The organism is Arthrobacter sp. 10N43 (genome assembly GCF_056394525.1).
In genome coordinates this window covers 691,530-717,165 of sequence record NZ_JBFTIA010000003.1, presented here as the reverse complement: position 1 = coordinate 717,165, position 25,636 = coordinate 691,530, and the positions used below count along the sequence as shown (strand labels likewise).

Below are 25,636 nucleotides of genomic sequence, written 5' to 3'. Positions count from 1 at the left end.
GTCGGCGCGTAAACCTCATGCCCGGCAGCTTCCAGCAGAGGGACGACTCGCGACCAGCACCAGGCCCCGACGAATGAACCATGCACCAGCACATAGGTCCTTGATGTGTTCATGGATTTCATTGTGCTCTCCTGTTCAGGTAGTGGGAACAGGTGAAGTCGGAGGGCAGCCCGGTAGGCCACCTCATGCGGTACCTGTTCCTGGGCGAGGGCGACACGGCCCCCCCTGGTGCGTGAAATCCTCCGCGAGGTCGAGCAGGCACCGGCTCTCAGGCCCGGCATCCACATCGGCTGAGGGACCGACCGGTGAAGGGAGAGGGCTTTGGCCCTCTCCCTTCACTTTTGTCCGCTGGACACACTCCGCTGGGCTGAGTGCCAACCCGGGAGACTGTCCGGCAAACTAACCCCGCCCGTCAGGGCACCCGCAGCGCACCCAGCCCGGCCAGGAGTGCCTCCAGTCCCAGGCTGAAGGCGACGTCGGCCGGTTTTTCATGGCTGTCCTCGGCCAGGCGGTTGACGGCGGAGGTGAAATTGGGGGTCGACGACGCCATGCTGCCGGAATCAAAGATGTCCGGCGGCGCCGTGACGTCGTAGGCGGAGCCAAAGATGAAGGATTCGAACGCCACGATGGCCGGGACGATGCGCTCCTGGGGAAAACCCGCACGGCTGAAGCCGGCGCTGACAGTCTCGTACATGGCCAGGGTCTTCGGCGCATCCGCCACCGGGAGGACGGCGATGACGGGGATCAGCGGCGTGTGCTTGGAGAACACATCGCGGTAGCTCCAGGCCCAGTCCCTCACGGCCTGCTCCCAGGGCCCGTTTTCGAAGGCGGTGACGTCCACGAACGAGGTCAAGTGGTCCTGGACGAGGACCAGGACGTCCCGCTTGGAGGAGACGTGGTTGTACAGCGCCGACGGCGCCACGTTCAGGGTCCGCGCCAGCGCAGCCATGGTGAAGCCGTCGTAGCCGCTCTTGCCGATCAGCTGCAGCGCGGCCGCGGTGATGCCGTCCTGGTCCAGCACGGCTGCGGCGGGCCTGCCCACGCGGCGGCGCGGCCCGGCGGCGGGGCTGTGCTGGTCTGCCGGGCTGTGCGGGCCGGCGGGGACGCTGGTTGATGCCGTCATTCCGGACTTCCTACTAACTCTGCGGGCGGTTTCTGGGTCATCCCATTCTGCCCCTACTTTACGGGCCAATTTCCCTGGACAGGGGTCTTCCCCGAAGCGGACGGAAGGTCTATCATTCTAAATGAACGACATTCATTTAGTGGTCCGCATCACTCCAGCGGCCACAGGGAGGACATCATGCTGGAACTTGAACGCGACGTCGTAATCGTAGGGGCCGGGCCTTCGGGACTGACCGCAGCCCGCGAGCTGAAGAAGGCAGGGCTGAGCGTGGCGGTCCTCGAGGCACGGGACCGCGTGGGCGGCCGGACCTGGACCGACACGATTGACGGGGCCATGCTCGAAATCGGCGGACAGTGGGTCTCCCCGGACCAGACGGCGCTCCTGGGACTCCTCAAAGACCTCGGGCTGCAGACCTATTCCCGCTACCGCGACGGCGAATCCGTCTTCATCGGCGCAGACGGCAAGCGCACCTTGTACACCGGCGACACCTTCCCCGTCAGCGAAACCACCGCCGCCGAAATGGACAAGCTCACGGCCCTGCTCGATTCCCTGGCCGCGGAGATCGGCCCCGAGGAGCCGTGGGCGCACCCCAAGGCCCGCGAGCTGGACACCATTTCCTTCCACCACTGGCTGCGGCAGAACTCAACGGACGAGCAAGCCTGCAACAACATCGGCCTCTTCATCGCCGGCGGCATGCTGACCAAGCCCGCCCACGCATTCTCCGCCTTGCAGGCCGTCCTGATGGCTGCCTCCGCCGGATCCTTCAGCAATCTCACGGATGAGGACTTCATCCTCGACAAGCGGGTTGTCGGCGGGATGCAGCAGGTTTCGCTGCTGCAGGCCGCGGAACTGGGCGAGGACGTCGTCCTGGACAGCCCGGTCCGCACCATCAACTGGGCCGAGGACGCGAGCGGGGGATACCGCGTCACGGCAGTCTCCGAACGGGCCACCGTGAACGCCCGCTTCGTCATCATGGCCGTGCCGCCGAACCTCTACTCCCGGGTGTCGTTCAACCCGCCGCTGCCCCGCCGCCAGCACCAGATGCACCAGCACCAGTCCCTTGGCCTGGTCATCAAGGTCCACGCCGTATACAGCACGCCTTTCTGGCGGGAGGATGGACTTTCAGGTACCGGCTTCGGCGCCGGCGCCATTGTCCAGGAGGTTTACGACAACACGAACTACGAGGACCCCCGCGGCACGCTGGTGGGCTTCGTCTCGGATGAAAAGGCCGACGCTATGTTCGAGCTCAGCGCAGAGGACCGCCGCCGGGCCATCCTCGAATCGATTGCGTCCTTCCTCGGCGAAAAAGCCCTGGATCCCGAGGTCTACTACGAGTCCGACTGGGGTTCGGAGGAGTGGACCCGCGGAGCCTACGCCGCCAGCTACGACCTTGGCGGGCTGCACCGGTACGGGAAGGACCAGCTGAAGCCGGTCGGGCCCATCTACTGGTCTTGCTCCGATCTCGCGGCCGAGGGCTACCAGCATGTCGACGGCGCCGTCCGGATGGGACAGGCCACGGCAGCACGGATCGTCGCCGCCGCGGATCGTGCGTCCGTCGCGTCGCGGGCGTAGAAATCCCAACAATTCACGTCAATTCAGTTAGGAGAGCGGCCAGATGCGTTACGTAGTGGGGTACTCAGCCAATGCCAGGGGCCACGATGCGGTCAATCTGGCCGTCTCCCTGGCGCTCGGACGCGGAGCGAGCCTGGACCTTGTGCTGGTGGTGCCCGAAGTGCAGCACTCCGGGCACGCCCTCGCACCGAAGGCTGGCTTCGAAAATCTGCTCAATGAGCAGGCCCAGGAGTGGCTCGACCAGGCGCTGGCGCTGGTTCCGCCCGGTGTCCCGGCGCAGGCGCACGTCCGCGGCCATGATTCCGACGCGCACGCACTGATCGAGGCGGCCGAGGAACTGGGCGCGGACATGCTCATCATCGGCGCAACCAGCAACGGGATCTTCAAACGCTTCACCATCGGGTCGGTGGCCAGCGCGTTGCTCCACGCCTCGACCGTTCCTGTGGCCCTGGCACCGCACGGCTACCACCGCCAGGAGGCCCTGACCCGGATCAGCTGCGGACTCGGAACCCGGGCGGGCGCCGAAAAGCTGCTCGATTTCGCCCTGGGCATGGCGTCGAACCGGGACGTGCCGCTGCGCGTGGTGTCGCTTCTGGCGCTCGACGGCGGCGATGCGGCCGATGCGGCCGGTACCGCCGAGGCGGCCCGCGAGTACGCGGCGAAACGCCTGGCCGCCGCCCTGCCCGAGGGCGAACAGGAGGTCCAGGAGGAGGCGAAGACGGAAGTCGTCGTCGCGCACGGTCGCAGCATCGAGGAAGCTGTAGACCGTCTGAGCTGGGAAGACGGCGAGGTCCTGTTGATTGGTTCCAGCCGGCTTGCCAAGGGCCGGTCCATCTTCCTCGGCAGTACGGCCAACCGCATCCTTCGCGCCCTGCCCGTGCCGATGATCGTGGTGCCCAGCGACTATGAACTCAAGCGGCTCAACCATTCAGCGTCGAATGACGTCCCCCGAGAGGCAGAAAAATGAGTACCGAACCCGCGATGTCCAAGGCATCGCAGCCCGGACAGCAGCACGACCAGAAGCACGACCAGCACGGGCTCAGCGAGAAGGGCCTGAAGGCCGGATCGGTGGGCCTGATTGGCGCCGTCGTCATCGGCATTTCCTGTATCGCCCCGGCGTACACGCTCACGGCGGCACTGGGCCCCACAGTGGCCGAGGTCGGCGTGCACCTGCCCGCGATCTTCCTGGTGGGCTTTGTCCCCATGTTGCTGGTGGCGCTCGGCTACCGCGAACTGAACAACGCCATGCCCGACGCCGGCACCTCCTTCACCTGGTCCACCCGGGCCTTTGGCCCTTGGATCGGCTGGATGGGCGGGTGGGGCCTGATTGCTGCGACCATTATCGTGCTCTCAAACCTGGCGGCCGTCGCGGTGGATTTCTTCTACCTCATGCTGGCGCAGCTCACGGGCAACCCGGACCTCGCCGACCTCACCACGAACCTGCCGGTGAATATCGCCACCACGCTGGTCTTCATTGCCCTCGCGTGCTGGATCTCCTACCGCGGCATGGAAACCACCAAGAGCGTCCAGTACGTGCTGGTGGGATTCCAGCTGCTGGTCCTTGGCTGGTTCTCCGTGGCGGCGTTCAGCCACGTGGCCAACGGAACGGCCTTTGACGCGACTGCCATCGCCCCGGACTGGTTCAACCCCTTCGCGGTGGGATCCTTCTCCGCTTTTGCCGCCGGCGTTTCGCTGTCCATCTTCATTTACTGGGGCTGGGACGTCACGCTGACCATGAACGAGGAGACCAAGAATCCGGAGAAGACCCCGGGCCGTGCCGCCACAGTCACCGTGCTGGTCATCGTGATCATTTACATGACCGTTGCCCTGGCCACACTGTCCTTCGCCGGCGTCGGCGATACCGGCCTGGGTGCCGGCAACCCGGAGAACCAGGGCAGCATCTTCGCGGTCCTCGCGGGGCCGGTGATGGGCCCCTTCGCCATCCTGATGTCGCTGGCCATCCTGAGCAGCTCCGCCGCGTCGCTGCAGTCCACGTTCGTCTCGCCGGCGCGCACGCTGCTGTCCATGGGCCACTACAAGGGCCTGCCGAAAAAGTTCGGCCGGATCAGCCCCACGTACAAGTCGCCGAGTTATGCGACGATCGCCTCGGCTGCGGCAGCAGCAGCGTTCTATGTCATTACCCGCACGACGTCGGAAAACGCTCTGTGGGACACCATTACGGCCCTGGGCATGATGATCTGCTTCTACTACGGCATCACCGCGTTGGCCTGTGTTTGGTTCTTCCGCGCCGAGGCGTTCAGCGGGGCGAAGGCGTTCTTCTTCAAGTTCCTTGCACCTCTCCTGGGCGGCGTCATCCTGCTGGTCATGTTCGTCAAGACCGCCTATGACTCCATGGATCCCGCGTACGGTTCCGGTTCGTCAATCGGTGGCGTGGGCCTGGTCTTCATCCTGGGCATGGGCGTCATCCTGCTGGGCGTGGTGCTCATGCTGGTCATGGCCAGGGTCCGCCCCGAGTTCTTCAAGGGCAAGGTCCTCTCCCGCGGGATCTGATCCGCGGCCGGGTCCGGGAGGTCCCCGTCCGGCAGCCGTTTGGAAAGTGAGCCCACTTACCAAACGGCTGGCCGGAGGGGGACCTTCCTGCGTTGGAGGCAGGTTCCAGCCGATCAAGTGATTCCAAAGGTCTGCGACGCATAGTGAGGGGGTCAGCGGCGGAGGGCCAAGCGAAGCTGAGCCCGCAGGGTAGGGAGTTTCCTCGTGATCACTCTTCATTTCACGCAACGATGCGCACGGGATGGCGTCCGCAGGCCTCAGGGCGGCCATACGTCCCCATACGAAGGGGACGGGGACTCGTGATGGATAAGGATGAAGAGGCAGGCAGGGTGTCCCGCCGAACCCTATTGAGGTTGGGGGCGGCCGGGGGCGCCGGCGCCGCCCTGGTTGCCGCGAAGGGCTTGGGCGTGCCGTTTCTCGCGCAGCGGGGCCTGCTCACGGCCGACGGCGCGTTCGCCGCGACGTCAGCAGCGCTCAGTGACGCGTTGTTCTACATCGAAAAGTTCCCGACGAGCCCGCTGATCCTGGAGCCGTTCCGCGACCAGCTGCCCATCCCGAGGGCGCTCCCCCCGGTGCCGAGGTCGGTGTACAGCGCCTGGCCGAAGCCGCCGGGGCCAGGACCCGGGCAGCAGAATTCGCTGCTCAACGAACGGCACCAGATCTGGCCAAGCCAGATCGGCTCTCCGGATCCCATCGTCTACAAGATCGATCTACTGCTTCGGACCCACTCCTTCACCAAGTCCCAAGTGCTGCCGATCGACTCGGAAGGACTGCCGACAGTCTCGTACGACTCATCCGGCAAGACCTACGCGGCCGGGACGAAACGGACATTGCCGCCGAGCACAATCTACGGTTTCAACGGCACGCTCCCCGGACCGATGATCAACGCCGAGTACGGCAAGCCGGCGCTCATCCGCTTCGAAAACCATCTGGACGAGAACCCGCTCCACCTCGACCGCCAGGATTTTGGCTCCCCGGACTGGTCCTTCCTGACCCACCTGCACAACGGTCACACCGCGCCCGAGAGCGACGGCAACCCGCACTACTCGATGGTGGCCGGGCCCAAACATCCGGGCTTCAGGCCGCAGATGTTCGTCGACAACCTGTACCTGAACTGGCCGGCCGGCGGAGACGACCGGGAGAAGCAGAGTTTCTTCTGGTTCCACGACCACACGATGGACCACACCGGCTCGAACGTCTACAAGGGCCTGATGGGCCTCTACCCCATCTACGACCCGAAGAACGGCCTGGACATGGGAGACGAGCGGCGGGGCCTCCGGCTGCCCGGCGTCCGCAAGGACAACTCGGATGGCTCCTTCGACGTCAGGTACGACATCCCGCTGGCCTTCTCCGATCTGCGCCTTGATGACGGTGACACGGTGCACAAGGACATCCACGACGTGCAGGGCGAGTTCCCGGCCGCGAAGAACCCAGCCAAGCATCCCGAGTGGTGGGGCAAGACGTTCTACAAGCACTTCCCCAACCACGGCTTCGTGGGCGATATCTGCGCGGTCAACGGGACGGCCTTCCCGATGCTGGAGGTCAAGCGGCGCAAGTACCGCTTCCGGTTCCTGGACGCCTCGGTCTCGAGGATCTATGAATTCAAGCTGATGAGCTCGACGCAGGGCCCCAAGTCCTCGGCGTCGCTCGGCTTTGTCGATGACGAGCTGGAGGGCCAGTACCGCATCCCTGACGCCCAGCAGTGCATGCAGTTCACCCAGATCGCCTCAGACGGCGGGCTCCTGCCGTTCCCCATCAAGCGGGACTCGTTCGAGCTGTGGCCGGCCAAGCGGCGCGAGGTCATCATCGATTTCACGCGGTACCAGGACGGCACGCCGACCACCAAGGGCGACGTCGTCTACCTCACCAACGTCTTGAAGATGCCCAACGGGCGGATGTGGTCCAACTCGTCCCGCTTCTTCCCCGATCCGGCCTATAGGGTGCCGTTGCTGAAGTTCGTGATCGGCGACACCGCTCAGGACGACAGCCAGATGCCGGCGGCCCTGACGCCTCTGCGCCCGCTTCCGCCGCTGCCGGGCAACTGGCGGAACCTGTTGGATAACCGCCTGATCTTCGAGGTGAAGCGGGGTGCCCTGGGCGGCGAGATCGAGTGGCTCATCAACGGCAAACCCTTCGACCCGACGACCGTGGCGACGAGCCTGAGAAACAATGCTGGCGCGACGCCGCTGGCCGCGCCGAAGAAGAACAGCTTCAACCTCTGGGAGATCCGCAACGGCGGCGGCGGATGGGTGCACCCCTTCCACTTGCATATGGAGGAACACCGCACCGTCATGCGCAACGGCAAGGACGTCACTGTTAAGGCAGATGCCGGGCACCCCGACGACGTCTCGAAAGAAGATCTGGCGGCGCTTGACCCGAACGAGTCGGTGATCCTTTACCGGGGATTCCGGGACTTCGTCGGGCCATACGTGGCGCACTGCCACAACCTTGCGCATGAGGACCACTCCATGATGTTCGGCTGGGAGATCCGGCCATGAAGCAGAGGGAGGTGATCGAGAAGGCAAAGTTCCCCGACGCCCACATTGAACGCAGCGGCCTGAATCCTGGCCCGGCAGCCGTTCCATGGTTGACGGTCGCATCCCTCGCGGTTGTGATGGCCTATGCTGACGGCTTCTGGATGATGTCGCTGCGCGGTGCCGTGGGTGCCATTGAACGCACCCAGGAGCCATTCGTGAGCTGGCTGCGTGAGTCCACCCTGGTTCTGCCGGTTTTCGTCGTCGCTGTTCTTGGCGCCCTCGCGCTGGCGCTCCACCTGTTCGGGCCGGAGCCGCGCAAGTGGAGCACCGTCCTGACGGCGCTGCTGGTAGTCGCCGCCGGAACCGGCGTCGGCATTGTGCTCATTACCGTCAGCTCCGCCTATGACTACCGGCTGCAAGCCGATCAGCTGCAGCTGATCGGCTCGATGAGCCACACTTGCCCGCAGGACGGATGCGTGGCGCTGCAGGAGCAGGCGTCGCTCGGACTCCAGGTGCGAGCAGTGGGCTATGGCAGCGGGATGCTCTTGGTCACCAATTTTGTCCTCGTGGGCTGGGTGGTGGCGATCCGGGGCGGCCGGTTGGACGTCAGCAGCATCCGAGGGCGAACTGCCCGGTGGGGAAAGGACCACCGGCAGATTCTTCTGGCTGGAACGCTGTTCGGCAGCGCAGCCATCCACACCGCCGTCATACCGGAGCATCTCAGCGAGTGGGCTGCCGCCGGTATGTTTTTCGCAATTCTCGCTGCGGCCCAGCTTGCCTTTGGCCTCCTGTCGCTGGGCCGGCGGCACCGCGCCCTGCTCCTGGCGGTCGCGGGAGCCTCGATTGTTCCGCTGGTGCTGTGGGTGTGCTCCCGGACCGTCGGACTGCCGTTCGGACCGGCGGCCGGCACCCCCGAACCGGCCGGTCTGGCCGACATTGCTGCCGGGGTCCTGGAACTGGGCGCACTGCTGGCTGCCGGCGCCCTGCTCCGTGACAAAGACCAGCTGTCCAGGGGCCCACAGGTATCAGCCCACATCCGATCGCTCACGGTTGTGGCGGCGATCGCCGTTGGCGTTTTGGGTCTCGCCGGCACCGCCCCGGCCTGGTTCGGCAACCCGGATAGCTCAGGACACGAGCCGGTCACCGTCCGCCACCAGTGAGGTGCACGGGTCCGGCCGGTTTTTGAGGCGGGCCCTAGTCGATGATTTTCAGGCTGGTGCCCCAATTGAAGGTTGGATATGCGGGGTTGACCTGCAACGCCATGACCAGCTGCTCGAAGCCCTCGAGTTCACGGGCGTGGCGCAGCCCGCCCACCTGGATCGGACGCAGCCCGGCGGCTTCGGCGAAGGCGGCGACGTCGTTGCGGGCCTCCTCGGAGTCAGAGGCGATGAAGACATCCACTGGCAGGCCACCGGCAGCCCCTGCGCCGAGTGGGCCGGCGAAGGTGGTGTTGAAGGCTTTCACCACCCGTGCGCCTGGCAGCAGCGCCGCAATTTCTTCGGCCGCCGACGTTCCCGGGGCGACCACCAGCGAGTCAAAGGTCTCCGTGTCGATCGGGTTGCTGATCTCCACCACCGTCTTGCCGCTGAGCGTATCGCCGAAATGTGTGGCAACCTCCTTGGCAGGTCCGAAGTAGAGCGCCAGGACCACGATGTCGCCCTCGGGAACTTCACTCAGGCCGCCGGAGGTGGTGTTGCCGCCAAGGTCAGCAGCGAGCTTGGCGGCATTATCCGGTGTCCGGTTCAGCACCTGGACGGAGCGGCCGGCGGCGACAGCACGGGTGCCGATTGCCCGTGCCATGTTGCCGCTGCCAATGATCGTGATGTCAGTCATGATGGAACCTTTCCGAGGTGGCCGGTAACTGCCGGATCAACAATTGAAGGAATCAGTTGTGCGCGTGGTCCGGGCCAGGCAGCGCTGCGGGGTTGACGCCGGCCGCGCGTTCAGCCTCAGCCAGGGCGTGTTCCAGCCGGTCCACGGCCGGGGCGTAGGCAACATCCGAACACGGGCGGTCCGTTGGGCTGCCCAGACGCTCGGCGGCCTTGATTGCCCGGATCAGCGCAGCAGTTTCCGGGCGCCGGGTATCGCTCATGGCGGGGTAGTCAATCGAGAACCGCGGGTCCAGTTCGTAGCGCTGCCACCGGGCGAGGGCGTTCCGGTGCCGTGCGGCCGCCGCCTCGTTAAGGAGCTGGGTCTCGCGGCTGGCACGGCGGGTTTTTTGCCGGCGGAGCAGCCGGGGTGCAGCGGCCAGGGCCGCCAGGGCTGCGCCGCCGGCCAGCATTCCGAGCGCCAGACCGGCCCAGGGCCACGTGAAGGATGCAAGGACGATAGCGGGCACAACGACGGCGAGTCCGGCGAACACGTCCCAAAACGCGCCGTCCGCGCCCTCTGAGGGTCCGTCTTGGGCCGCCAGGTGTTTGCGGGCGAAGTAGACCGAGATGAACGCCGCCCCGACGACCAGGACGGCGAGGGCGAGGAACTGCCAGACCGCAAGGGCTCCGGAGTCTGAAAGCGACGTCATTGCACACCTCCGGCGGAACCATCCCGGGCGGGCGCTGTTCCGCTAGTTCCATTGGAATCCCTTGCGGCGGGGCCGTCAATGCCCCGCGCGGGACGTTCCGTCACGGAGCGTCCCGGCGTAGCCTAGGGGCCATGCGACTGAAAATGTGCAGTATTCACGTCAAGGATCCCGCCTCGGCCCATGAGTTCTATACCGGCATCCTGGGTTTCGAGACCCTGATGGCGATGCCGGAGCACAACCTCTTCATCGTCAAGGATCCAGGCGGCGCCGGTGGCGCCGGGCTGCTGCTGGAGCCCAGTGACAACCCGCTCGGGGCGGCGTACATGAACGGACTGCACGACGCCGGAATCCCGGCGATCGTGTTTGGCGTGCCGGACGTGCGGGCCGAATATGACCGGTTGGCTGCCAGGGGCGTGATGTTCCAGGGCGAGCCGTCCGAGGGGCCCGGCGGGACGTCCGTGGTGATGGATGACGGCTGCGGGAACTTCGTGCAGCTGCACCAGGACTAGACGCGGGCCGGGCCTGGCCGCACCCGGCGCCAAACCGGACACGGGGCCTAGCGGTTTACTTTGTCCTTGTCCGGGTTCTCGTCGCCGATGTGGCCAGGTGCGTTGGCGGCCAGGACGCGCGCGACGAAGGAGGCATATTCGTCCATGTAGTGGCCCAGCAACTTGGCTGTTGCCTCGTCCTTGACCTCGCCGTCCTCGCCGTAGACCTCCGGGGTGAAGCGGATGTAGGCCTCCGGCGCATTGAGCTGCGGCGCATCAAGGAAGCTCAGCACGCTCCGGAACGAGGACTGCATCACGGCAGTGCCTATGCCGCCGGGGGAAGCGCCGATGATCCCGGTGGGCTTGCGCGCGAAGGAATTGGTGCCCCAGGGCCGGGATCCCCAGTCGATGGCGTTCTTGAGCGCCCCCGGGATGGAGCGGTTGTATTCAGGGGAGACGAACAGGATGCCGTCGGATGCGGCAACGGCGTCCTTGAGGGCCTGACCTTCGGGCGGAAAGGCTGCATCGAAATCCGGGCTGTACAACGGCAGGTCCTTGATGGGGATCTCCGTGAACTCCAGCTCCGGGGGTGCAAGCCGGATCAGGGCCTTGGACAGCGTGCGGTTGATGGAAGTGCTGGAGAGGCTCCCGACAAAATACCCGATCTTGTAGGCCATGGCCTGTTCCTTCCCGGTGCTCCGCCGGAGGCTGGTGGATTGGGATACAGAGGCGATCGGGCCGGCGGACCCGACTCATTCCGCGAGCATAGCCCTGCGTCCGCGGGATGAAAATAGGTGCCGGAAGGAGCCGGGTGCCGCTATTCGGCCTTGGTGCGGGCTTTCTTGGCGTCCTTCTTGGCGGCCTCGTCCTTGACCCGCTGGGCCTCGGCGCGGACGGCGGCGTGGGTGGAGCGCTCGGTAACCAGCCAGGCCGGGGGAGCCTGGAGCAGCGCGGTGATTTCCGCCGTCGTCAGCGCTTCCTCAACGCCGCCGCGGGCCAGGCCGCTGATGGAGACGTTGAGCTTCTGCGCCACCACGGGCCGCGGGTGGGGGCCGTTGCGGCGCAATTCCACGAGCCACTCCGGCGGGTTGGCCTGGAGCTCGGCGAAGTCAGCGCGGGTGATGGCCGAATCCTGGAACTCCTGGGGTGTCGCCGGCAGGTAGATGCCAAGCTTCTTGGCAACGGTGGCCGGCTTCATGGACTGGGAGTTTGCAGAGGTCATGGTTCAAGGGTATCCGGCTACAAAGCCGCAAGGCACCACACCGGCACCATGCGGACTCCGTGCAAAAGAGCCGTACGACGGCGGTGGCGGTACTGTGAACGTGTGTCCGCCGCAGAAGAAACCCCCGAAAACGCCACACCGTCCGAGCCCGAGGTCCGCGAGCTGCGCTTTGCGTACGTTGCCGGTGTGACCCCCGGAAAATGGATCCGGCGCTGGGAGGAACGTATGCCGGACGTGCCGCTGCACTCTTTCATGTCCGACGACGGCGCGCAGCTCGCCGTGCTCCGCGACGGCTCGGCGGACCTGAGCTTCGTCCGGCTCCCCGTGGACCGCGAGGGCCTGAGCGTCATCCCGCTCTACGAGGAACAGCCCGTGGTGGTGGTACCCAAGGGGCACGAGGTCACCGTGTTCGAGGAAGTGGACCTGGCGGATCTGTCCAAGGAGACTTTCCTTGACGTGCAGGAGCTCGGCGGCCCTGCGATGGCCCTGCAGGTGGTGGCGTCCGGTGCCGGACTGGTGATCCTGCCGATGTCCGTGGCCCGGCACTTCAACGTCAAGGACACTGTGGCCCGGAAGCTCACGGGTGCGCCCGGCACGGAGATCGCCCTGGCCTGGCCCAGCGACGCCACGGACGAGGTGATCGAGGAATTCATCGGGATTGTCCGCGGGCGCACCGCGGCGAGCTCCCGCCAGCCCTCGGCGCAGCAGGAGAAACCCAAGCGGGAGCCCAAGCCGGACCGGCGCGGCACGGGATCTGCCACCAAGAAGCCCAAGGTGGCGCAGCGTTACGCGCCAAACCCGGACAAGGGCCGTGGCAAGGGATCACGGAAAAAAGGCAAACGCTAGGGGATACGCGGACGTTCCCCCGTTGCCGCGGCCGCTACTTGGCGCAGGCGTCCTGAAGGGCCTTGACGGATTCGGCCGGAACCTGGTCTCCGGAATCGGCAATCTGGCGCAGTGGCGTGGTGATCTCAGCGGGTGTGCCGGCGGTTTCCGCGCCGGCGACCAGGCCGCCCAGCAGTTCCTTGTCCTTGACGCTGACGAGGCCGTCCTTCACGAGGGCGCAGGCCTGTTTTTTCACTTCACTGCCGGCCGCCGCTGCAACCTGGGATGCCCCGTCGTTGACGGCCTTTTCGGCGGCGCCCTGCACCTGGCCACAGCCGCTCAGGGCGATCAACGCGGCGGCAGCGGCAAGAGTGGCGAGGCGTCGTTTCATTCATCCACCCTAACAAGCACTGTTGGTGCCGGGGTCCCCGAAAGAGGGGAAACCCTAGGCATAGCCGTGTGAGCACAGGCGCGCATAGGCTCGGTTCGTGGACATCGTCGAGTTCTTGACCGCACGCATTAAAGAAGACGAAGCTGCCGCACTGAAACTTCTCGGCGACCCCACGCTTGCCGTCTCCGGGGAGTGGTATGAACGCCGCCTGCTCCGCGAGTGTGAGGCCAAGCGCCAGCTCATCGGCATCATCGAATCCGCCCGCCAGTCCGTGCTGGCAGCCCTGGTCAGCCAGGAGCCCGCCGACGCCGGCTGGGTGCCGGACGTCATTGAGTGGACCACGCAGTCCCTGCACACCCTGGCCCTGCCGTACGCGGACCACCCCGAATTCCAGTCCCGGTGGCGGATCACGGGATAGCGGTCTTCGGCTTTCTTCCACTCGAAGCAGACCCGGTTGCAACCTGGCCGCCTATTTTCATGCCCTGACCTGCGAAAACAATCCTTCCTCACCCCTGCCGCAGGCGACGTATCGCCGCTACCATGGCACCCGGGGCCTCCTGTGGTGCCCCGGAAAATGGGGGAGAACCATCGCGCACAACCGCTATCTGGCAGGTCAAGCGCGCCCAGGCCTGCCCCGGCACCGCAGAGTCAGGAAAGCAGCAGTAGAGACCCGCAGTTCAGTAAAGACGCGCAGTTCAGTAAAGACCGGCAGTTCATCGATCCAGCCGCAACCGACGCCGCTAGAACCGTCCATTGAAAGAGAGCGACATGTCAGATCCGCATAAGTTCCCGCAGGACACCGGCCGGCAGCAGTGGCCGAGCGAGCAGCCCCGGCAGAACCCGGGGTGGGCGTCCAACCCGTACGGCGCGCCGGCGTACCCGGGCGCGGCGTCCGGGCCGGTGCCGCTCTGGGCACCCCTGTACGGCGCCTCCCTGCCGGAGGCCGTGTCCAGGTTCTTCAAGAAATACGCAACGTTCTCAGGCAGGGCGAGCCGGAGCGAATACTGGTGGTGGACGCTCGTCGCCGGCATCATCTCGCTCGTCTTGGACGTCATCATGCTTGTCGGCGGCTCCGCCGGCGCAACGCTACGTCCTGACGGAACGAGCGTCCCGGGCCCAGGTTACGTTGTCGGGCTGGTTCTGGCCGCCATCTGGTTCCTGGCAGTTCTCGTTCCGTCCCTGGCGCTGACGGTCCGGCGCCTCCACGACGCCAACTACAGCGGCTGGATGTACCTTCTGGTTCTGATCCCTCTGGCCGGTCCCATCATTGTGTTCGTCTTCATCCTGATGGGCCCCAAGCCTGAAGGTCAGCGGTTCGACCAGCCGACCTGGTAGGCGCGCAGGTCAACGGGCCACCGGGGCGGTACGCTCCGGTGGCCCTTCTGCGTCCTGATGCCGGCTCAGTTGAGCGCCGCCAGCCACGAGAAGCCGACAAATGTGACGCCGGAAACCTGCAGGAAATCTCCGCGGCCTACGCTGGTCACACCGCGGCATCTGCGGTCCGCCCGCCGGTGCGGTTCTTGAAGGGATTCCGTCATGCACCTCTTGCCCCGCGAGCAGGAAAAGCTCATGATCGTGGTCGCGGCGGACCTCGCCCGCCGTCGCCAGGCCCGCGGCCTGAAGCTGAACTTCCCCGAGGCCGTCGCCGTCATCAGCTACGAACTGATCGAGGGCGCCCGGGATGGCCGGACCGTGGCGGACCTCATGAGCTACGGAACCACCCTCCTTGGCCGCGACGACGTCATGGAGGGCGTGCCGGAAATGATCCACGACGTCCAGGTCGAGGCCACCTTCCCGGACGGCACCAAGCTCGTCACCGTCCACGACCCCATCCGCTAGGGAGTTTCGATGATTCCGGGAGAATACGTCCTCAGCGCCACTCCGCTGCTGATCAACGCCGGGCGTGAGGCAGTGGAGGTCGCCGTGACCAACACGGGTGACCGCCCAGTCCAGGTGGGCTCGCACTATCACTTCGCCGAGGCGAACCCGGCACTGCACTTTGACCGGCAGACCGCCTATGGCCGGCGCCTGGACATCCCGGCCGGCACCGCCGCACGGTTCGAACCCGGGGACAGCAGGACCGTTCGGCTGATAGAACTCGCGGGCAGTCGGGAAGTGTACGGGCTCAGCAACGCCGTCAACGGACCACTCAACGAGACCGGACTCCGCGAGACCGGACGCCGTGTTTCCGACCTACACGTTTCCGACCCCCGTGTTTCCGAAGGGAAAGGTGACGCGCAGTGAGTTTCGAGCTATCCCGCAGGCAATACGCAGACCTCTACGGCCCGACGACGGGCGACGCCATCCGCCTGGCCGACACCGATCTGTTCCTCGAGATTGAGAAAGACCTCACCGTCTACGGCGAGGAAGTGGTGTTCGGCGGCGGCAAAGTGATCCGCGACGGCATGGGCCAGAACGGCCAGCTGACCCGCGGGGAGGACATACCGGACACCGTGATCACCAACGTCGTCGTCCTGGACTACACCGGCATCTACAAGGCCGACGTCGCGCTCCGGGACGGCCACATCTTCCGGATCGGCAAGGCCGGCAACCCGCAGATCACCGACGGCGTGGACATCGTGATCGGCGCGAGCACCGAGATCATTGCCGGTGAGCGGAAAATCCTGACGGCCGGCGGGGTGGACTCCCATATCCACTTCATCTCCCCGGACCAGGTCACCGCCGCCCTGTGCAGCGGCGTGACCACCATGGTGGGCGGCGGCACCGGCCCCGCCGAAGGCACCAAGGCCACCACCGTCACCCCCGGCAAATGGCACATCCAGCGGATGCTGCAGGCCGCCGAAGGACTCCCTATTAACATCGGCCTTTTTGGCAAGGGCCATGCCTCCGCCGTCGAACCGCTCGCCGAACAGATCCGCGCCGGCGCGATCGGACTGAAAGTCCACGAAGACTGGGGATCCACCACGGCCTCGATCGACACCTCCCTGAAGGTCGCGGACGAATACGACGTCCAGGTGGCCATTCACACCGACACCCTGAACGAGTGCGGCTTCGTGGAGGACACCATCCGCGCGATCGACGGCCGCGTGATCCACACCTTCCACACCGAGGGTGCCGGCGGCGGGCATGCGCCGGACATCATCAAGATCGCCGGGTGGCCCAACGTCCTGCCGGCGTCCACCAACCCCACGCTGCCCTACACGCGCAACACGATCGAAGAGCACCTGGACATGCTCATGGTCTGCCACCACCTGAATCCGGACATTCCGGAGGACGTGGCGTTCGCCGACTCCCGGATCCGCGCCGAGACCATTGCGGCCGAGGACGTCCTGCAGGACCTGGGCATCTTCGCGATCACGTCCTCGGACTCCCAGGCCATGGGCCGCGTGGGCGAAGTGATCATCCGCACCTGGCAGGTGGCGGACAAAATGAAGAAACAGCGCGGTGTGCTCAAAGACCCCCACCGCGGTGTGCACGGCGCCGCTGCCGGGCAGGGGGCGGAGAGCGATAACTTCCGGCTCAAGCGGTACGTGGCGAAATACACCATCAACCCGGCCATCGCGCAGGGCATGGCGGACTCGATCGGCTCGGTGGAGGTCGGGAAGTTCGCCGACCTGGTGCTCTGGGACCCGGCGTTCTTCGGGGTGAAGCCGGAGCTGGTGCTCAAGGGCGGCCAGATCGCCTACGCCCTCATGGGCGACGCCAACGCCTCCATTCCCACACCCCAGCCGCGCACCATGCGGCCGATGTTCGCTGCCTACGGCAAGGCCCTGCAGCAGTCCTCCATCACCTTCCTCTCTCAGGCCGCCATCGACGCCGGGGTCCCGGCCGAGCTCGGCCTGGAAAAGGTCATCCGGCCGGTGTCCGGCATCCGAAACCTCACGAAGGCGGACCTCAAATACAACGGCGCCACCCCGAACATTGAGGTGGACCCGGAAACGTATCAGGTGAGCGTCGACGGCGAGGACGTCACATGCGAACCGTCGGACGTGCTGCCCATGGCCCAGCGCTATTTCCTTTTCTAGGGATCCAGAGGAGACGAACATGATCATCGAAAAGGTCCTCGGCAACACGCACGACCTTCCGCCCGGGCCGGACCCGTATGCCGGGCTCCACCGGGAAAAGGTGGTGCTGCCCAGCGCCCAGCTGGTCAAGCGCATCCAGCGCGTCACCACCGACCACGGCAAAGAGCTAGGCATCAGGCTCCCCTCCGCTGCTTCAGACCTGCGCGACGGCGACATCCTGCACGTGGCCGGGAGCAACATGATCGTGATCTCCGTGCTGCCCACCGACGTCCTGGTGATCGCCCCGCGCTCCATCCACGAGATGGGCGTGGTGGCGCACAGCCTGGGCAACCGGCATTTGCAGGCCCAGTTCTTCGACGCCGCTTCGGAGTACGGGGCCGAGGTGATGGTGTGCCAGTACGACCACACCGTGGAGGACTATCTCAAACACGTCGGAGCGCCCTACGACCGCCAGAAGCGCGTGATGCCCGTCCCCTTCCGCCATGCTGAACACAGCCACTAGTTCCGCAGTTAAAGCCGCGGCGGCGGTTGGGTGCGCCACCCCGGTTTGGGGGCCGTGCCCGCTTCGCGGTGCCCGCCACGCCGCGGCCCCCAAACCGGGGCATCGCTTTGCTTCCTCACTCTGGGCGGCACTTCAGTGAACGGATACCAGCTCGCTTTGCAGCAGCTCACCGATTCTGCGCTTCCTACCGGGGCTTTTGCTCACTCGCTTGGGTTTGAGACTTATATTGAGCGCGGGCTGGTGCGGGATGAGGCGAGCTTTGGGGTTTGGTTGGCGGCGTTCATTTCGCAGCAATTGACTTACTCGGACGCCCTGGCCATTCGGTTTCTCTATGAGGGCGCTGCTGTTGCTGAGCTGGATGAGTTGTTGAGCGCCCAGCTGCTGCCCCGGCAAGTGCGCGAGGCGAGTATCAAGATGGGCGGACGGCTGCTGGAGATCGGGTCCGAGATCTTCCCGTCCCCGGCATTGGCCGAATACAGGGAGCTGGTGGCTTCCGGCCGGGCTGCCGGGCACCAGCCGCTCGCGTTCGCCGTGATCGCCCGCTCGCTGGATGCGCCGCTCCCCGAGGCCCTGGTTGCCTACTTGTTCGCGACGGTCACGTCCCTGACGCAGAACGCGGTCCGGGCCATTCCGCTGGGACAGAACGCCGGCCAGCGGCTGCTGCGGAAGGCGGCCGACGGCGTCGCTGCCGCCGCCGAGCGGGCCGGCCACCTCACGCCCGACGACTTTGGGGCCGTCAGCCCCGGACTCGAAATTTCGCAGATGCGGCACGAACGCCAGCGCGCCCGCATGTTCATGAGCTAGCAGAACTTTACAAGAAATGCTGACGAGAAATATGTCTGGAGAAGTATATGTCTGAGCCCATCATCATCGGCATCGGCGGCCCGGTGGGTGCCGGGAAGACCCAGCTCGTGGAGCGCCTCACCCGCCACATGAGCCGGGCCATCTCCATGGCGGCCATCACCAATGACATCTACACGATCGAGGACGCCAAGATCCTCGCCGCCAACGGGATCCTGCCGCTGGACCGGATCATCGGCGTCGAAACCGGCGGCTGCCCACACACGGCCATCCGCGAGGACACCTCCATGAACACGGCGGCCATCGAGGAGCTGAAGAAACGGCACCCGGACCTGCAGGTGATCTTTGTCGAATCCGGCGGCGACAACCTCTCCGCGACGTTCAGTCCCGAGCTGGTGGACTTTTCCATCTACATCATCGACGTGGCCCAGGGGGAGAAAATCCCGCGTAAGGCCGGCCAGGGCATGATCAAGTCCGACCTCTTCATCATCAACAAGACCGACCTGGCGCCCCACGTCGGCGCGGACCTCTCCGTCATGGAACGGGATTCCCGCGAATTCAGGGGCGAGAAGCCGTTCTGCTTCACGAACCTCAAGACCGACGAAGGCCTGGAACGCGTCATCGAATGGGTGCGGCGCGAAGTCCTGATGCTCGACCTGGCGTCATGAGCACGACGGCGGCCGTTCAGTCCCAGGCGGCTGTCTCACCTGGGCCGGCGCCCGCGGGTGAAGGGGGCCGTGCCCGCTCCGCGGTGCCCGCCACGCCGCGGCCCCCTTCACCCGCGTCCGCTGATCGGCCCGTGATGGGTCACCTTGAGCTTCTGGTCGCCGATCGGGCAGGACGTTCGGTGGCCACGCATCAGTACCATCGCGGGGCTTTAAGGATTTTGCGGCCGCATTACCTGGATGAGTCCGGGCAGGTTTGTTATGTGCTGGTGAACCCGGGCGGGGCCTATCTGGGGGCCGACCTCTATGTGATTGATGTGGAGGTGGCGGATGGGGCGAAGTTGCTGCTCGCGACGCAGTCGGCCACCAAGATCTACCGGACTCCGGGATCTTTTGCCGAGCAGCGGATGCGGCTGCGGCTGGGGGAGGGGGCGCGTTTGGAGCTCGCCCCGGACCAGCTGATCGCCTACCGGGAGGCCAGCTACCGGCAGAATACCCACGTGACGGTGCGGCCGTCGTCGAGCCTGATCATGGCCGAGATTGTGACGCCCGGGTGGTCTCCGGACGGGGCCTCGTTCCGCTACGAGGAGCTGCGGCTGCGGACTGAGATACGGGTCGAATCCGGGGAAGCGGCCGGGCTGCTGGTCCTGGACAACGTGCTCCTCCGCCCTTCGCTGGCCGATGTCACCGGCATGGCGTTCATGGAGGGATACAGCCATCTGGGGTCACTGATTGTCGTGGACCCGCGGGTGGACCAGGAACTTGCCGATGAACTGCACGGGATCATGGCCGGTTACGGTGCCCATACCGGCATTTCGCTCACCGCCAGCATGCTGGGAACGGCCGGGTTGGTGATGAGGTCGCTCTCGAACAGCACGGAAGAACTGCGGCGGGTTGCGGGAGCCGCCACCACCTTGCTGCGGAAGCGCTGGTACGGCCAGGAGCCGCTGGATTTGAGGAAATACTGATGGCCACGATCGGGCAGATGGCGGCCGTGTACCGGCGGCGGGCGCACCTGCCGCTGCGGACGCGGCTCCTGGTGACCTTCGGTGCGGTGGCTGCGCTGCATGCTGCCGCCGTCGTACTCCTGGGCTCCAGTGCGGCAGGCGGCGGACAGCCGCTGGGGGTCGGGCTGGTGCTGACGGCATACCTGGCAGGAGTGAAGCACAGCTACGACTGGGACCACCTCGCCGCGATCGACAACTCCACCCGCAAGTTCGCGGCCGAGCACCGCGATCCGGTCAGTGTGGGCTTCGCGTTCAGCCTTGGCCACAGTTCCGTGGTGGTCCTCGCCGGCGTGCTCGTGGTCGCGGGGGCCTCGCTGGTGGGCAGCTTTATGGAGGAGGGGACTGCCGGAAACCTGCTGCTGCGGATCATCGGCAGCGGCGTGTCGGGGCTGTTCCTGCTGGCCATGGGCGCTTTCAACGGTTCGGCGTTCCTCCGGACGCTGAAGATTTACCGCAGTGCACGCGATGGTGCCTCGATCACCCACGAGGACCTGGCCGCGAGGGGCCTGGTGGCCCGGCTGCTCTCGCGTCCGCTGGCCCGGGTCAGGCATCCGCGGAACATCTACGTGATCGGGTTCCTCTTCGGCCTGGGATTCGACACCGCCACCACGATCGGTCTGCTGGTCATGACGACGGCGGCATCACTGGCCGGCGTCTCACCGCTTGCCCTGATGGCGCTTCCGCTGGCGTTCACCGCCGCCATGACGCTGTGCGACACCGTCAACGGCGTGGCCATGATGCGGATGTACCGCTCTGCCCTGACGGATCCGCGGCGCAAACTCGGCTTCAATGCCGCCATCACGGGCATTTCTGCCGTGTCCGCCCTCTTCATTGCGGTCCTCACCCTGGGCGGGGCCATGCATGAGGTGTTCGGCCTCGGAGACCCCCTGGCCAGTTGGCTCGGGTCCGTGGAACTGGGCGACGCCGGCCTGCTGCTGGTGGCGCTGCTGATGTCCGCCTGGGCCGCGGCAGCGCTGCACGGACGGACATCCGCGCGTGCCCGCTACGGGCGCTGATTACAGCCGCCGCGCCCCTTCTGCCGGAAGGACAGCGAAGACGTCCGGAGCCGGCAGCCCGCGGGCGGTGAAGCGGGCAAGGACCGCGGACCTGGCCCGATCGGCGTCGTCGACGGGAACCAGGGCGATAGCCGAGCCGCCGAATCCGCCACCTGTCATCCGTGCACCGATCGCGCCGTTGGCGCGGGCGGCCTCAACGGCCAGGTTCAGTTCGGGGCAGGAGATCTCGAAGTCGTCCCGCATGGAGCGGTGGCTGGCGTCCAGCAGTTCCCCGATGGCCAGCGGCCCGCGGGTCCCGAGCAGTTCCGCCGTCCGGGCGACCCGTTCGTTCTCGGTAACGATGTGCCGGACCCGGCGGAAGGTCACGTCGTCGAGGATGCGCCCAGCCCTGGGCAGGTCTTCGGCGCCGAGATCCCGAAGGGCGCCCACGCCCATTTCCCGCGCACCCCGGACGCACGAGGCCCGGCGATGGGCATACCCGCCGCTGGCGTGGGCGTGCGAAACCTTCGTGTCAATGACCAGGCAGAGAAGCCCGGCCTCCGCCAGGCCAAGCGGCACAGCGCGGGAGCTGAGGTCCCGGCAGTCCAGGTAGACGGCGCAATCCCTGGTGCCGAGCATCGAGGCGGACTGGTCCATGATGCCCGTGGGCGCACCGACCACATTGTTTTCGGCACGCCGGCCGATGTCCGCCAATTCGGGGCGGCCCAGGCCTGCTCCGGTGAGATCGGACACGGCCAGGGCGACGGCGCATTCCAGGGCGGCGGAGGAGGACAGCCCGGCCCCGACCGGCACATCGGAGGACACGAACAGGTCAAAGCCAGGGACCGTGATGCCGGCGCGTTCCAGTTCCCAGGCCACCCCGGCCGGATAGGCGGACCAGCCCGCGGCCTGGTCCGGGCTGAACGTGTCGAGATCGAATTCGACCGGTTCGGCGCCCGGGAACCCGGAGGCCAGCCGCACGGTGCGGTCCGGCCGGGCTGCCAGGGCCACGGTGGTGCTGCGGTCGATGGCGAAAGGCAGGACGAGGCCCTCGTTGTAGTCGGTGTGCTCGCCGATCAGGTTGACCCGCCCCGGCGCCTGCCACACGCCGTCGGGGCGGCGGCCGAAATGTCTGGCGAAGGCTCCGGTCAGCGCCTCCGCCGGGGCCGTCCGTGTGCTGTTGGTGGTGGTCATGCCGTTCCTGTCCTGGCGTCCCGGAGCCGTGCGGCGACTTCTTCGGGCGTGGTGTCGTTGATGAAGGCGCCCATGGCAGCCTCGGAGCCGGCCAGGAACTTGAGTTTGTTGGCGGCCCGCCGGGGCGAGGTGAGCTGCAGGTGCAGGTAGCCGGACCGGCGCAGGACCGGGTCAACGGGGGCCTGGTGCCAGGCGCTGATGTACGGCGTCGGGCTGCTGTAGAGCGCGTCAAAGCGGCCCAGGAGGTCCGGATACAGGACGGCGAGCTCGTCGCGCTCGGCGCCGGTCAGCGCCGCCAGGTCCGGAACCTGGCGGTGCGGAACCAGATGGATTTCCAACGGCCAGCGGGCCGCGAACGGCACATACGCGCTGAAGAATTCGCCCTCCACCACCATCCGGGCGCCGTCGGCGCGTTCGCCCGCCAAAATACTCCCGGTCAGGGTGGCCGTCCCGCCCGCCGCTTCGTGGAACCGCCCGGCGGCCGAGGCCATCACCGCGGCCCGCGGCGTGACATAGGGGTAGGCGTAGATCTGGCCGTGCGGGTGATGCAGTGTCACGCCGATGTCCTCGCCGCGGTTCTCGAAGCAGAACACCTGCGCCACGCCCGGAAGGGCGCTGAGCGCCTCGGTCCGGTGCGCCCAGGCGTCGATCACCGTGCGAACGCGCCGGCTGCTGAGCGCGGCGAACGTCCCCGTGTGCTCGGGCGTGAACGCCACGACCTCGCACCGGCCGCCGGCGATTCCGCGGGTTCCCCAGCCCGGCGCTGCCGGGGCAGCGGCGAATTCCGGGCCGAGCGAGGGGAAGCGGTTTTCAAACACGGCGACATCGTAATCCGCCGCCGGGATCTCCGAGGGCCGCGCCTCGGTGCTAGGGCACAGCGGGCACTCGTCCGCCGGCGGCAGGTGGGTCCGGTGTTGCCGGTGGGCGGCGACCGCCACCCAGTCCCCGGTCAGCGCGTCGTACCGGATTTCCCCGGCGGGTGCGCGTTCGGGGAGTTCGCGGCGGTCCCTGGACCGGCGCTGCCGGGGACGGTCGGTGTCGTCGAAATACAGGAGTTCGCGCCCGTCGGCGAGCCGCGTACTGGTGACCGCGGACACCGACGCCGGGGCGTCGCTGCGGCTGATGATGCTGGTCATGGGGTTCCTTCAGGGGGTGGAGCCGGGCGGTCAGAGGGCCTGGACGTGCAGGAGCAGGGCGTGCTCCGGGTTCAGGACCGGCAGGGGCAGGCCGACGTGCTGGAGGAAGGCGCCGGTGGCAACGGCCCCGTCTTCCAGCCAGGCCGGAGGCTGGATCTGGGTGAAGGTGTGCGCGTAGTCGCCGTCGAGGGGCGTGGGCAGTTCGGCCCGGACGCGGTAGCTCCGCTTCGGGTCAAGGCCCGGCAGCGAGGCCAGTCCGGGGACCTCAGTCGGGGAGGACGCCAGGGACACGGCAGCGAACAGGGCCTCGCCGGCGTCGTGGGCGACCACGCCGTGGAGACTCAAGGTGGGCTCGGCGGTATCCGCGTTTACCCGCTTGCCCGAATGGATCAGGGCGCGGTGGCGCTTGTACAGCGCAATCACGCGGCGCAGGGTGGCCCGCTCCTCGTCCGTGGCCGCGCGGATGTCCCACTCCATGCCGAAGTGGCCAAAGAGTGCGGTGATGGCGCGGAAGGAGATGTCGTGGGTGCGTGCCGTGGTGTGCGAGGTGGTCGGTCCGATATGCGCCCCGACGAGTTCCGGCGGCAGGATGGCCTGGGTCCAGCGCTGGATGGTCTGGCGTTCCAGGGCGTCGTTGCAGTCCGAGGCCCACACGCGGTCGGTGCGTTGCAGGATGCCGAGGTCCACGCGTGCCCCGCCCGAGGAGCAGCTTTCGATCTCCACGTCCGGGTGTGCTGCCTTGAGCGCGTCGAAGAGCCGGTAGGCCGCGAGCGTCTGCTCGTGGACGGACGGGCTGCCGCCGCGGCCGTGCTCAGTGAGGTCGCGGTTCTGGTCCCATTTGAGGTAGGCGATGTTGTTTTCGCGCAGCAGGGCGTCGAGGCGGCCGTAGATGTACTGCCAGGCCTCCGGGTTGGCGAGGTCCAGGACGTGCTGGTTGCGCCAGGTGTGCGGGAGCCGGCCGCCGTCCTTGTAGGAAAGCGCCGACGGGCCCACGATCCACTCCGGGTGCTCGCGGGCGACGTCGGAGTCCAGGTTGACCATCTCCGGCTCCACCCACAGGCCAAACTCCATGCCGTGGCCGGTAACGGCGTCGATCAGCGGCGTGAGGCCTCCGGGCCACAGACCCTCGTCGACGAACCAGTCGCCCAGGCCGGCGTGGTCGTCGCGACGCCCGCGGAACCAGCCGTCGTCGAGGACGAAGCGTTCGACGCCGAGCCCGGCGGCCGATTCGGCGAGTTCCAGCAGGGGTTCGAGGCGGTGGTCAAAGTAGACCGCCTCCCAGGTGTTGAGCACCACGGGGCGCAGCCGCCCGGAGGTGGTGTCCACGTGCTGCGGGCGGGCGCGGAACCAGTCGTAGAAGGCCTCGGTGATGCCGTCCAGTCCCTGGCCGGAGTAGGCGGCAAAGAGCGACGGCGTGCGGTAGCTGCCGGCGGGGTGGAGCACCACTTCGCCGGAGCCGAGCAGTTCCGTGGCGCCGAGCATCCGCCGGCCGTCGGTGAGGCTGTCGAGGTACTGTTCGTGGTTGCCGCTCCAGCCCAAATGCGTGGCCCACACCTGTCCCCGGCGGTTGGAGAAGCCGGCGGTCCCGGCTGCCACCAGCAGCGAGGAATCGTGGCCGGTCCGGCCATGCCGGCCGGTGCGGACCCAGGTTCCCTGCTGGACGGCGTGCCGCTGCGGGTGGTTTTCACGGCACCAGCGTCCGGTGAGGTCGAGCAGTTCCGTGGCGTCCCGCGGCACCGGCAGCACCGTAGCCAGTTCCTCGAGCTGGTATTCGGCCGTGCCGCTGTTGGTCAGCGTGTGCGCCAGTTCGAGGAGGCCGCCGGGGTGGAGGGTGAGCTCCGAGGCGACCTCGAGTCCGGCCTCGGAATCCCGGTGGATGATCAGCACCCCGCGGCCGCCGTCCTGCACCCGGGCGGAAACCACCCGCAGGGCCGGCGAGAAGTCCTGGCCGGGGCGGCCGTCGGTGGTCCGGTGCCCGCGGAGGCCCGGGCGTCCGGCCCAGCCGGAGGAGGTCTGCGGGAGCAGCCCGGCGGTGACCGGGATGTCGAGGGCGGAGTGGGGGACGGGCCCCCGGAGGATCGCCAGATCGGGGAGGTGTTCGCCGAGGTCGGCGCCCCAGTGGACGATCTCGGCCTCGCCGGAGTCGAAGGCCAGCAGGAGGCTGGTGCCGGCAGAACGCAGGTGCACGGGGTGCATGGGATTCGCTTTCAGTAGTGCGGA

General features: G+C 66.9%; 26 protein-coding genes. 17 read left to right on the top strand and 9 right to left on the bottom strand.

From position 1 onward, the window contains the following. Positions 1 to 412: 412 nt before the first annotated feature. Positions 413 to 1,123, bottom strand: a complete 711-nt coding sequence (locus AC1DDO_RS08200; protein WP_476867827.1) for a TetR/AcrR family transcriptional regulator — start codon at positions 1,121 to 1,123, stop codon at positions 413 to 415. Between the two features lie 177 nt (positions 1,124 to 1,300). On the opposite strand from AC1DDO_RS08200, the gene AC1DDO_RS08195 reads away from it, so the two are divergent. The 5 genes from AC1DDO_RS08195 (at position 1,301) to AC1DDO_RS08175 (ending at position 8,843) form a co-directional block, all read left to right on the top strand. Then, entirely contained in the window at positions 1,301 to 2,695 is a 1,395-nt protein-coding gene (locus tag AC1DDO_RS08195; protein ID WP_476867826.1) for a flavin monoamine oxidase family protein, read from the top strand. A gap of 43 nt (positions 2,696 to 2,738) precedes the next feature. After that, the gene (locus AC1DDO_RS08190) at positions 2,739 to 3,662 is read left to right on the top strand and encodes a universal stress protein (RefSeq protein WP_476971728.1); all 924 of its coding nucleotides are present in this window, start codon (positions 2,739 to 2,741) and stop codon (positions 3,660 to 3,662) included. 14 nt (positions 3,663 to 3,676) lie between these two features. Beyond that, positions 3,677 to 5,206, top strand: a complete 1,530-nt coding sequence (locus AC1DDO_RS08185; RefSeq protein ID WP_476971734.1) for an APC family permease — start codon at positions 3,677 to 3,679, stop codon at positions 5,204 to 5,206. 302 nt (positions 5,207 to 5,508) lie between these two features. After that, complete coding sequence (locus AC1DDO_RS08180; RefSeq protein ID WP_476971727.1) at positions 5,509 to 7,704, top strand: multicopper oxidase family protein; 2,196 nt, start codon at positions 5,509 to 5,511, stop codon at positions 7,702 to 7,704. Next, complete coding sequence (locus AC1DDO_RS08175) at positions 7,701 to 8,843, top strand: hypothetical protein (RefSeq protein WP_476867823.1); 1,143 nt, start codon at positions 7,701 to 7,703, stop codon at positions 8,841 to 8,843. Before AC1DDO_RS08180 ends, AC1DDO_RS08175 begins: the two co-directional genes overlap by 4 nt. Before the next feature lie 34 nt (positions 8,844 to 8,877). On the opposite strand, the gene AC1DDO_RS08170 is transcribed toward AC1DDO_RS08175, so the two are convergent. Both AC1DDO_RS08170 and AC1DDO_RS08165 read right to left on the bottom strand, forming a co-directional pair. Then, on the bottom strand, positions 8,878 to 9,516 hold the full coding sequence (locus AC1DDO_RS08170; RefSeq protein ID WP_476971726.1) for an NADPH-dependent F420 reductase: 639 nt from the start codon (positions 9,514 to 9,516) through the stop codon (positions 8,878 to 8,880). Between the two features lie 52 nt (positions 9,517 to 9,568). After that, positions 9,569 to 10,204: a hypothetical protein gene (locus tag AC1DDO_RS08165; RefSeq protein WP_476971725.1), complete on the bottom strand. Its 636-nt coding sequence runs from the start codon at positions 10,202 to 10,204 to the stop codon at positions 9,569 to 9,571. Positions 10,205 to 10,335: 131 nt separating this feature from the next. On the opposite strand from AC1DDO_RS08165, the gene AC1DDO_RS08160 reads away from it, so the two are divergent. Continuing rightward, entirely contained in the window at positions 10,336 to 10,713 is a 378-nt protein-coding gene (locus AC1DDO_RS08160) for a VOC family protein (protein WP_476971724.1), read from the top strand. Between the two features lie 47 nt (positions 10,714 to 10,760). Here the strand turns inward: AC1DDO_RS08160 and AC1DDO_RS08155 are convergent, their stop codons facing one another. Together AC1DDO_RS08155 and AC1DDO_RS08150 are read right to left on the bottom strand one after the other, a co-directional pair. After that, positions 10,761 to 11,369, bottom strand: coding sequence for an NADPH-dependent FMN reductase (locus AC1DDO_RS08155; RefSeq protein ID WP_476971723.1), 609 nt, complete (start codon positions 11,367 to 11,369; stop codon positions 10,761 to 10,763). Positions 11,370 to 11,509: 140 nt separating this feature from the next. After that, entirely contained in the window at positions 11,510 to 11,914 is a 405-nt protein-coding gene (locus AC1DDO_RS08150; RefSeq protein ID WP_476971722.1) for a DUF5997 family protein, read from the bottom strand. A gap of 102 nt (positions 11,915 to 12,016) precedes the next feature. On the opposite strand from AC1DDO_RS08150, the gene AC1DDO_RS08145 reads away from it, so the two are divergent. After that, positions 12,017 to 12,760, top strand: coding sequence for a LysR family substrate-binding domain-containing protein (locus AC1DDO_RS08145; RefSeq protein ID WP_441409135.1), 744 nt, complete (start codon positions 12,017 to 12,019; stop codon positions 12,758 to 12,760). A gap of 34 nt (positions 12,761 to 12,794) precedes the next feature. On the opposite strand, the gene AC1DDO_RS08140 is transcribed toward AC1DDO_RS08145, so the two are convergent. Further along, positions 12,795 to 13,130: a hypothetical protein gene (locus AC1DDO_RS08140; protein ID WP_476867816.1), complete on the bottom strand. Its 336-nt coding sequence runs from the start codon at positions 13,128 to 13,130 to the stop codon at positions 12,795 to 12,797. A 97-nt stretch (positions 13,131 to 13,227) separates the two neighbouring features. Between AC1DDO_RS08140 and AC1DDO_RS08135 the strand changes: the two genes are divergently transcribed. The 10 genes from AC1DDO_RS08135 (at position 13,228) to AC1DDO_RS08090 (ending at position 21,107) form a co-directional block, all read left to right on the top strand. Further along, positions 13,228 to 13,548 (top strand): DUF6221 family protein, encoded by a 321-nt coding sequence (locus AC1DDO_RS08135; protein ID WP_476867815.1) that lies wholly within the window; start codon positions 13,228 to 13,230, stop codon positions 13,546 to 13,548. A gap of 350 nt (positions 13,549 to 13,898) precedes the next feature. Next, entirely contained in the window at positions 13,899 to 14,465 is a 567-nt protein-coding gene (locus tag AC1DDO_RS08130; protein ID WP_476971721.1) for a DUF805 domain-containing protein, read from the top strand. A gap of 201 nt (positions 14,466 to 14,666) precedes the next feature. Further along, positions 14,667 to 14,969: an urease subunit gamma gene (locus tag AC1DDO_RS08125; RefSeq protein ID WP_476867813.1), complete on the top strand. Its 303-nt coding sequence runs from the start codon at positions 14,667 to 14,669 to the stop codon at positions 14,967 to 14,969. 9 nt (positions 14,970 to 14,978) lie between these two features. After that, positions 14,979 to 15,374: an urease subunit beta gene (locus tag AC1DDO_RS08120; RefSeq protein ID WP_476867812.1), complete on the top strand. Its 396-nt coding sequence runs from the start codon at positions 14,979 to 14,981 to the stop codon at positions 15,372 to 15,374. After that, positions 15,371 to 17,116: an urease subunit alpha gene (ureC, locus tag AC1DDO_RS08115; protein ID WP_476971720.1), complete on the top strand. Its 1,746-nt coding sequence runs from the start codon at positions 15,371 to 15,373 to the stop codon at positions 17,114 to 17,116. The genes AC1DDO_RS08120 and ureC overlap by 4 nt, the downstream gene beginning before the upstream one ends. Positions 17,117 to 17,135: 19 nt before the next feature. Next, the gene (gene ureE / locus AC1DDO_RS08110) at positions 17,136 to 17,618 is read left to right on the top strand and encodes an urease accessory protein UreE (protein ID WP_476971719.1); all 483 of its coding nucleotides are present in this window, start codon (positions 17,136 to 17,138) and stop codon (positions 17,616 to 17,618) included. Positions 17,619 to 17,753: 135 nt separating this feature from the next. Beyond that, positions 17,754 to 18,422, top strand: coding sequence for an urease accessory protein UreF (locus AC1DDO_RS08105; protein ID WP_476867809.1), 669 nt, complete (start codon positions 17,754 to 17,756; stop codon positions 18,420 to 18,422). Positions 18,423 to 18,469: 47 nt separating this feature from the next. Continuing rightward, positions 18,470 to 19,087 (top strand): urease accessory protein UreG, encoded by a 618-nt coding sequence (ureG, locus tag AC1DDO_RS08100; protein ID WP_476971718.1) that lies wholly within the window; start codon positions 18,470 to 18,472, stop codon positions 19,085 to 19,087. 134 nt (positions 19,088 to 19,221) lie between these two features. Further along, complete coding sequence (locus AC1DDO_RS08095) at positions 19,222 to 20,052, top strand: urease accessory protein UreD (protein WP_476971717.1); 831 nt, start codon at positions 19,222 to 19,224, stop codon at positions 20,050 to 20,052. Then, positions 20,052 to 21,107 carry a HoxN/HupN/NixA family nickel/cobalt transporter gene (locus tag AC1DDO_RS08090; RefSeq protein ID WP_476971716.1) on the top strand — a complete coding sequence of 352 codons (1,056 nt, stop codon included), beginning with the start codon at positions 20,052 to 20,054 and terminating at the stop codon, positions 21,105 to 21,107. Before AC1DDO_RS08095 ends, AC1DDO_RS08090 begins: the two co-directional genes overlap by 1 nt. Here the strand turns inward: AC1DDO_RS08090 and galK are convergent, their stop codons facing one another. From galK to AC1DDO_RS08075, 3 genes are read right to left on the bottom strand one after another with little or no spacing between them, the layout of a single operon-like run. Then, the gene (gene galK / locus AC1DDO_RS08085) at positions 21,108 to 22,280 is read right to left on the bottom strand and encodes a galactokinase (protein WP_476971715.1); all 1,173 of its coding nucleotides are present in this window, start codon (positions 22,278 to 22,280) and stop codon (positions 21,108 to 21,110) included. Then, the gene (gene galT / locus AC1DDO_RS08080) at positions 22,277 to 23,416 is read right to left on the bottom strand and encodes a galactose-1-phosphate uridylyltransferase (RefSeq protein WP_476971714.1); all 1,140 of its coding nucleotides are present in this window, start codon (positions 23,414 to 23,416) and stop codon (positions 22,277 to 22,279) included. Before galT ends, galK begins: the two co-directional genes overlap by 4 nt. Positions 23,417 to 23,446: 30 nt before the next feature. Next, positions 23,447 to 25,612 (bottom strand): alpha-galactosidase, encoded by a 2,166-nt coding sequence (locus AC1DDO_RS08075; protein WP_476971713.1) that lies wholly within the window; start codon positions 25,610 to 25,612, stop codon positions 23,447 to 23,449. Positions 25,613 to 25,636 lie beyond the last annotated feature (24 nt).

Excerpts from the sequence above, each read along its gene's own strand:
- AC1DDO_RS08150 (WP_476971722.1), bottom strand. The coding sequence starts at position 11,914 with ATGACCTCTGCAAACTCCCAGTCCATGAAGCCGGCCACCGTTGCCAAG.
- AC1DDO_RS08175 (WP_476867823.1), top strand. The coding sequence starts at position 7,701 with ATGAAGCAGAGGGAGGTGATCGAGAAGGCAAAGTTCCCCGACGCCCAC.
- AC1DDO_RS08185 (WP_476971734.1), top strand. The coding sequence starts at position 3,677 with ATGTCCAAGGCATCGCAGCCCGGACAGCAGCACGACCAGAAGCACGAC.
- AC1DDO_RS08195 (WP_476867826.1), top strand. The coding sequence starts at position 1,301 with ATGCTGGAACTTGAACGCGACGTCGTAATCGTAGGGGCCGGGCCTTCG.
- galT (WP_476971714.1), bottom strand. The coding sequence starts at position 23,416 with ATGACCAGCATCATCAGCCGCAGCGACGCCCCGGCGTCGGTGTCCGCG.
- AC1DDO_RS08120 (WP_476867812.1), top strand. The coding sequence starts at position 14,979 with ATGATTCCGGGAGAATACGTCCTCAGCGCCACTCCGCTGCTGATCAAC.
- AC1DDO_RS08200 (WP_476867827.1), bottom strand. The coding sequence starts at position 1,123 with ATGACGGCATCAACCAGCGTCCCCGCCGGCCCGCACAGCCCGGCAGAC.
- AC1DDO_RS08155 (WP_476971723.1), bottom strand. The coding sequence starts at position 11,369 with ATGGCCTACAAGATCGGGTATTTTGTCGGGAGCCTCTCCAGCACTTCC.
- AC1DDO_RS08140 (WP_476867816.1), bottom strand. The coding sequence starts at position 13,130 with ATGAAACGACGCCTCGCCACTCTTGCCGCTGCCGCCGCGTTGATCGCC.
- AC1DDO_RS08075 (WP_476971713.1), bottom strand. The coding sequence starts at position 25,612 with ATGCACCCCGTGCACCTGCGTTCTGCCGGCACCAGCCTCCTGCTGGCC.
- AC1DDO_RS08165 (WP_476971725.1), bottom strand. The coding sequence starts at position 10,204 with ATGACGTCGCTTTCAGACTCCGGAGCCCTTGCGGTCTGGCAGTTCCTC.
- galK (WP_476971715.1), bottom strand. The coding sequence starts at position 22,280 with ATGACCACCACCAACAGCACACGGACGGCCCCGGCGGAGGCGCTGACC.
- AC1DDO_RS08190 (WP_476971728.1), top strand. The coding sequence starts at position 2,739 with ATGCGTTACGTAGTGGGGTACTCAGCCAATGCCAGGGGCCACGATGCG.
- AC1DDO_RS08180 (WP_476971727.1), top strand. The coding sequence starts at position 5,509 with ATGGATAAGGATGAAGAGGCAGGCAGGGTGTCCCGCCGAACCCTATTG.
- AC1DDO_RS08090 (WP_476971716.1), top strand. The coding sequence starts at position 20,052 with ATGGCCACGATCGGGCAGATGGCGGCCGTGTACCGGCGGCGGGCGCAC.
- AC1DDO_RS08160 (WP_476971724.1), top strand. The coding sequence starts at position 10,336 with ATGCGACTGAAAATGTGCAGTATTCACGTCAAGGATCCCGCCTCGGCC.
- ureG (WP_476971718.1), top strand. The coding sequence starts at position 18,470 with ATGTCTGAGCCCATCATCATCGGCATCGGCGGCCCGGTGGGTGCCGGG.
- AC1DDO_RS08095 (WP_476971717.1), top strand. The coding sequence starts at position 19,222 with ATGGGTCACCTTGAGCTTCTGGTCGCCGATCGGGCAGGACGTTCGGTG.
- AC1DDO_RS08130 (WP_476971721.1), top strand. The coding sequence starts at position 13,899 with ATGTCAGATCCGCATAAGTTCCCGCAGGACACCGGCCGGCAGCAGTGG.
- AC1DDO_RS08125 (WP_476867813.1), top strand. The coding sequence starts at position 14,667 with ATGCACCTCTTGCCCCGCGAGCAGGAAAAGCTCATGATCGTGGTCGCG.
- AC1DDO_RS08170 (WP_476971726.1), bottom strand. The coding sequence starts at position 9,516 with ATGACTGACATCACGATCATTGGCAGCGGCAACATGGCACGGGCAATC.
- ureE (WP_476971719.1), top strand. The coding sequence starts at position 17,136 with ATGATCATCGAAAAGGTCCTCGGCAACACGCACGACCTTCCGCCCGGG.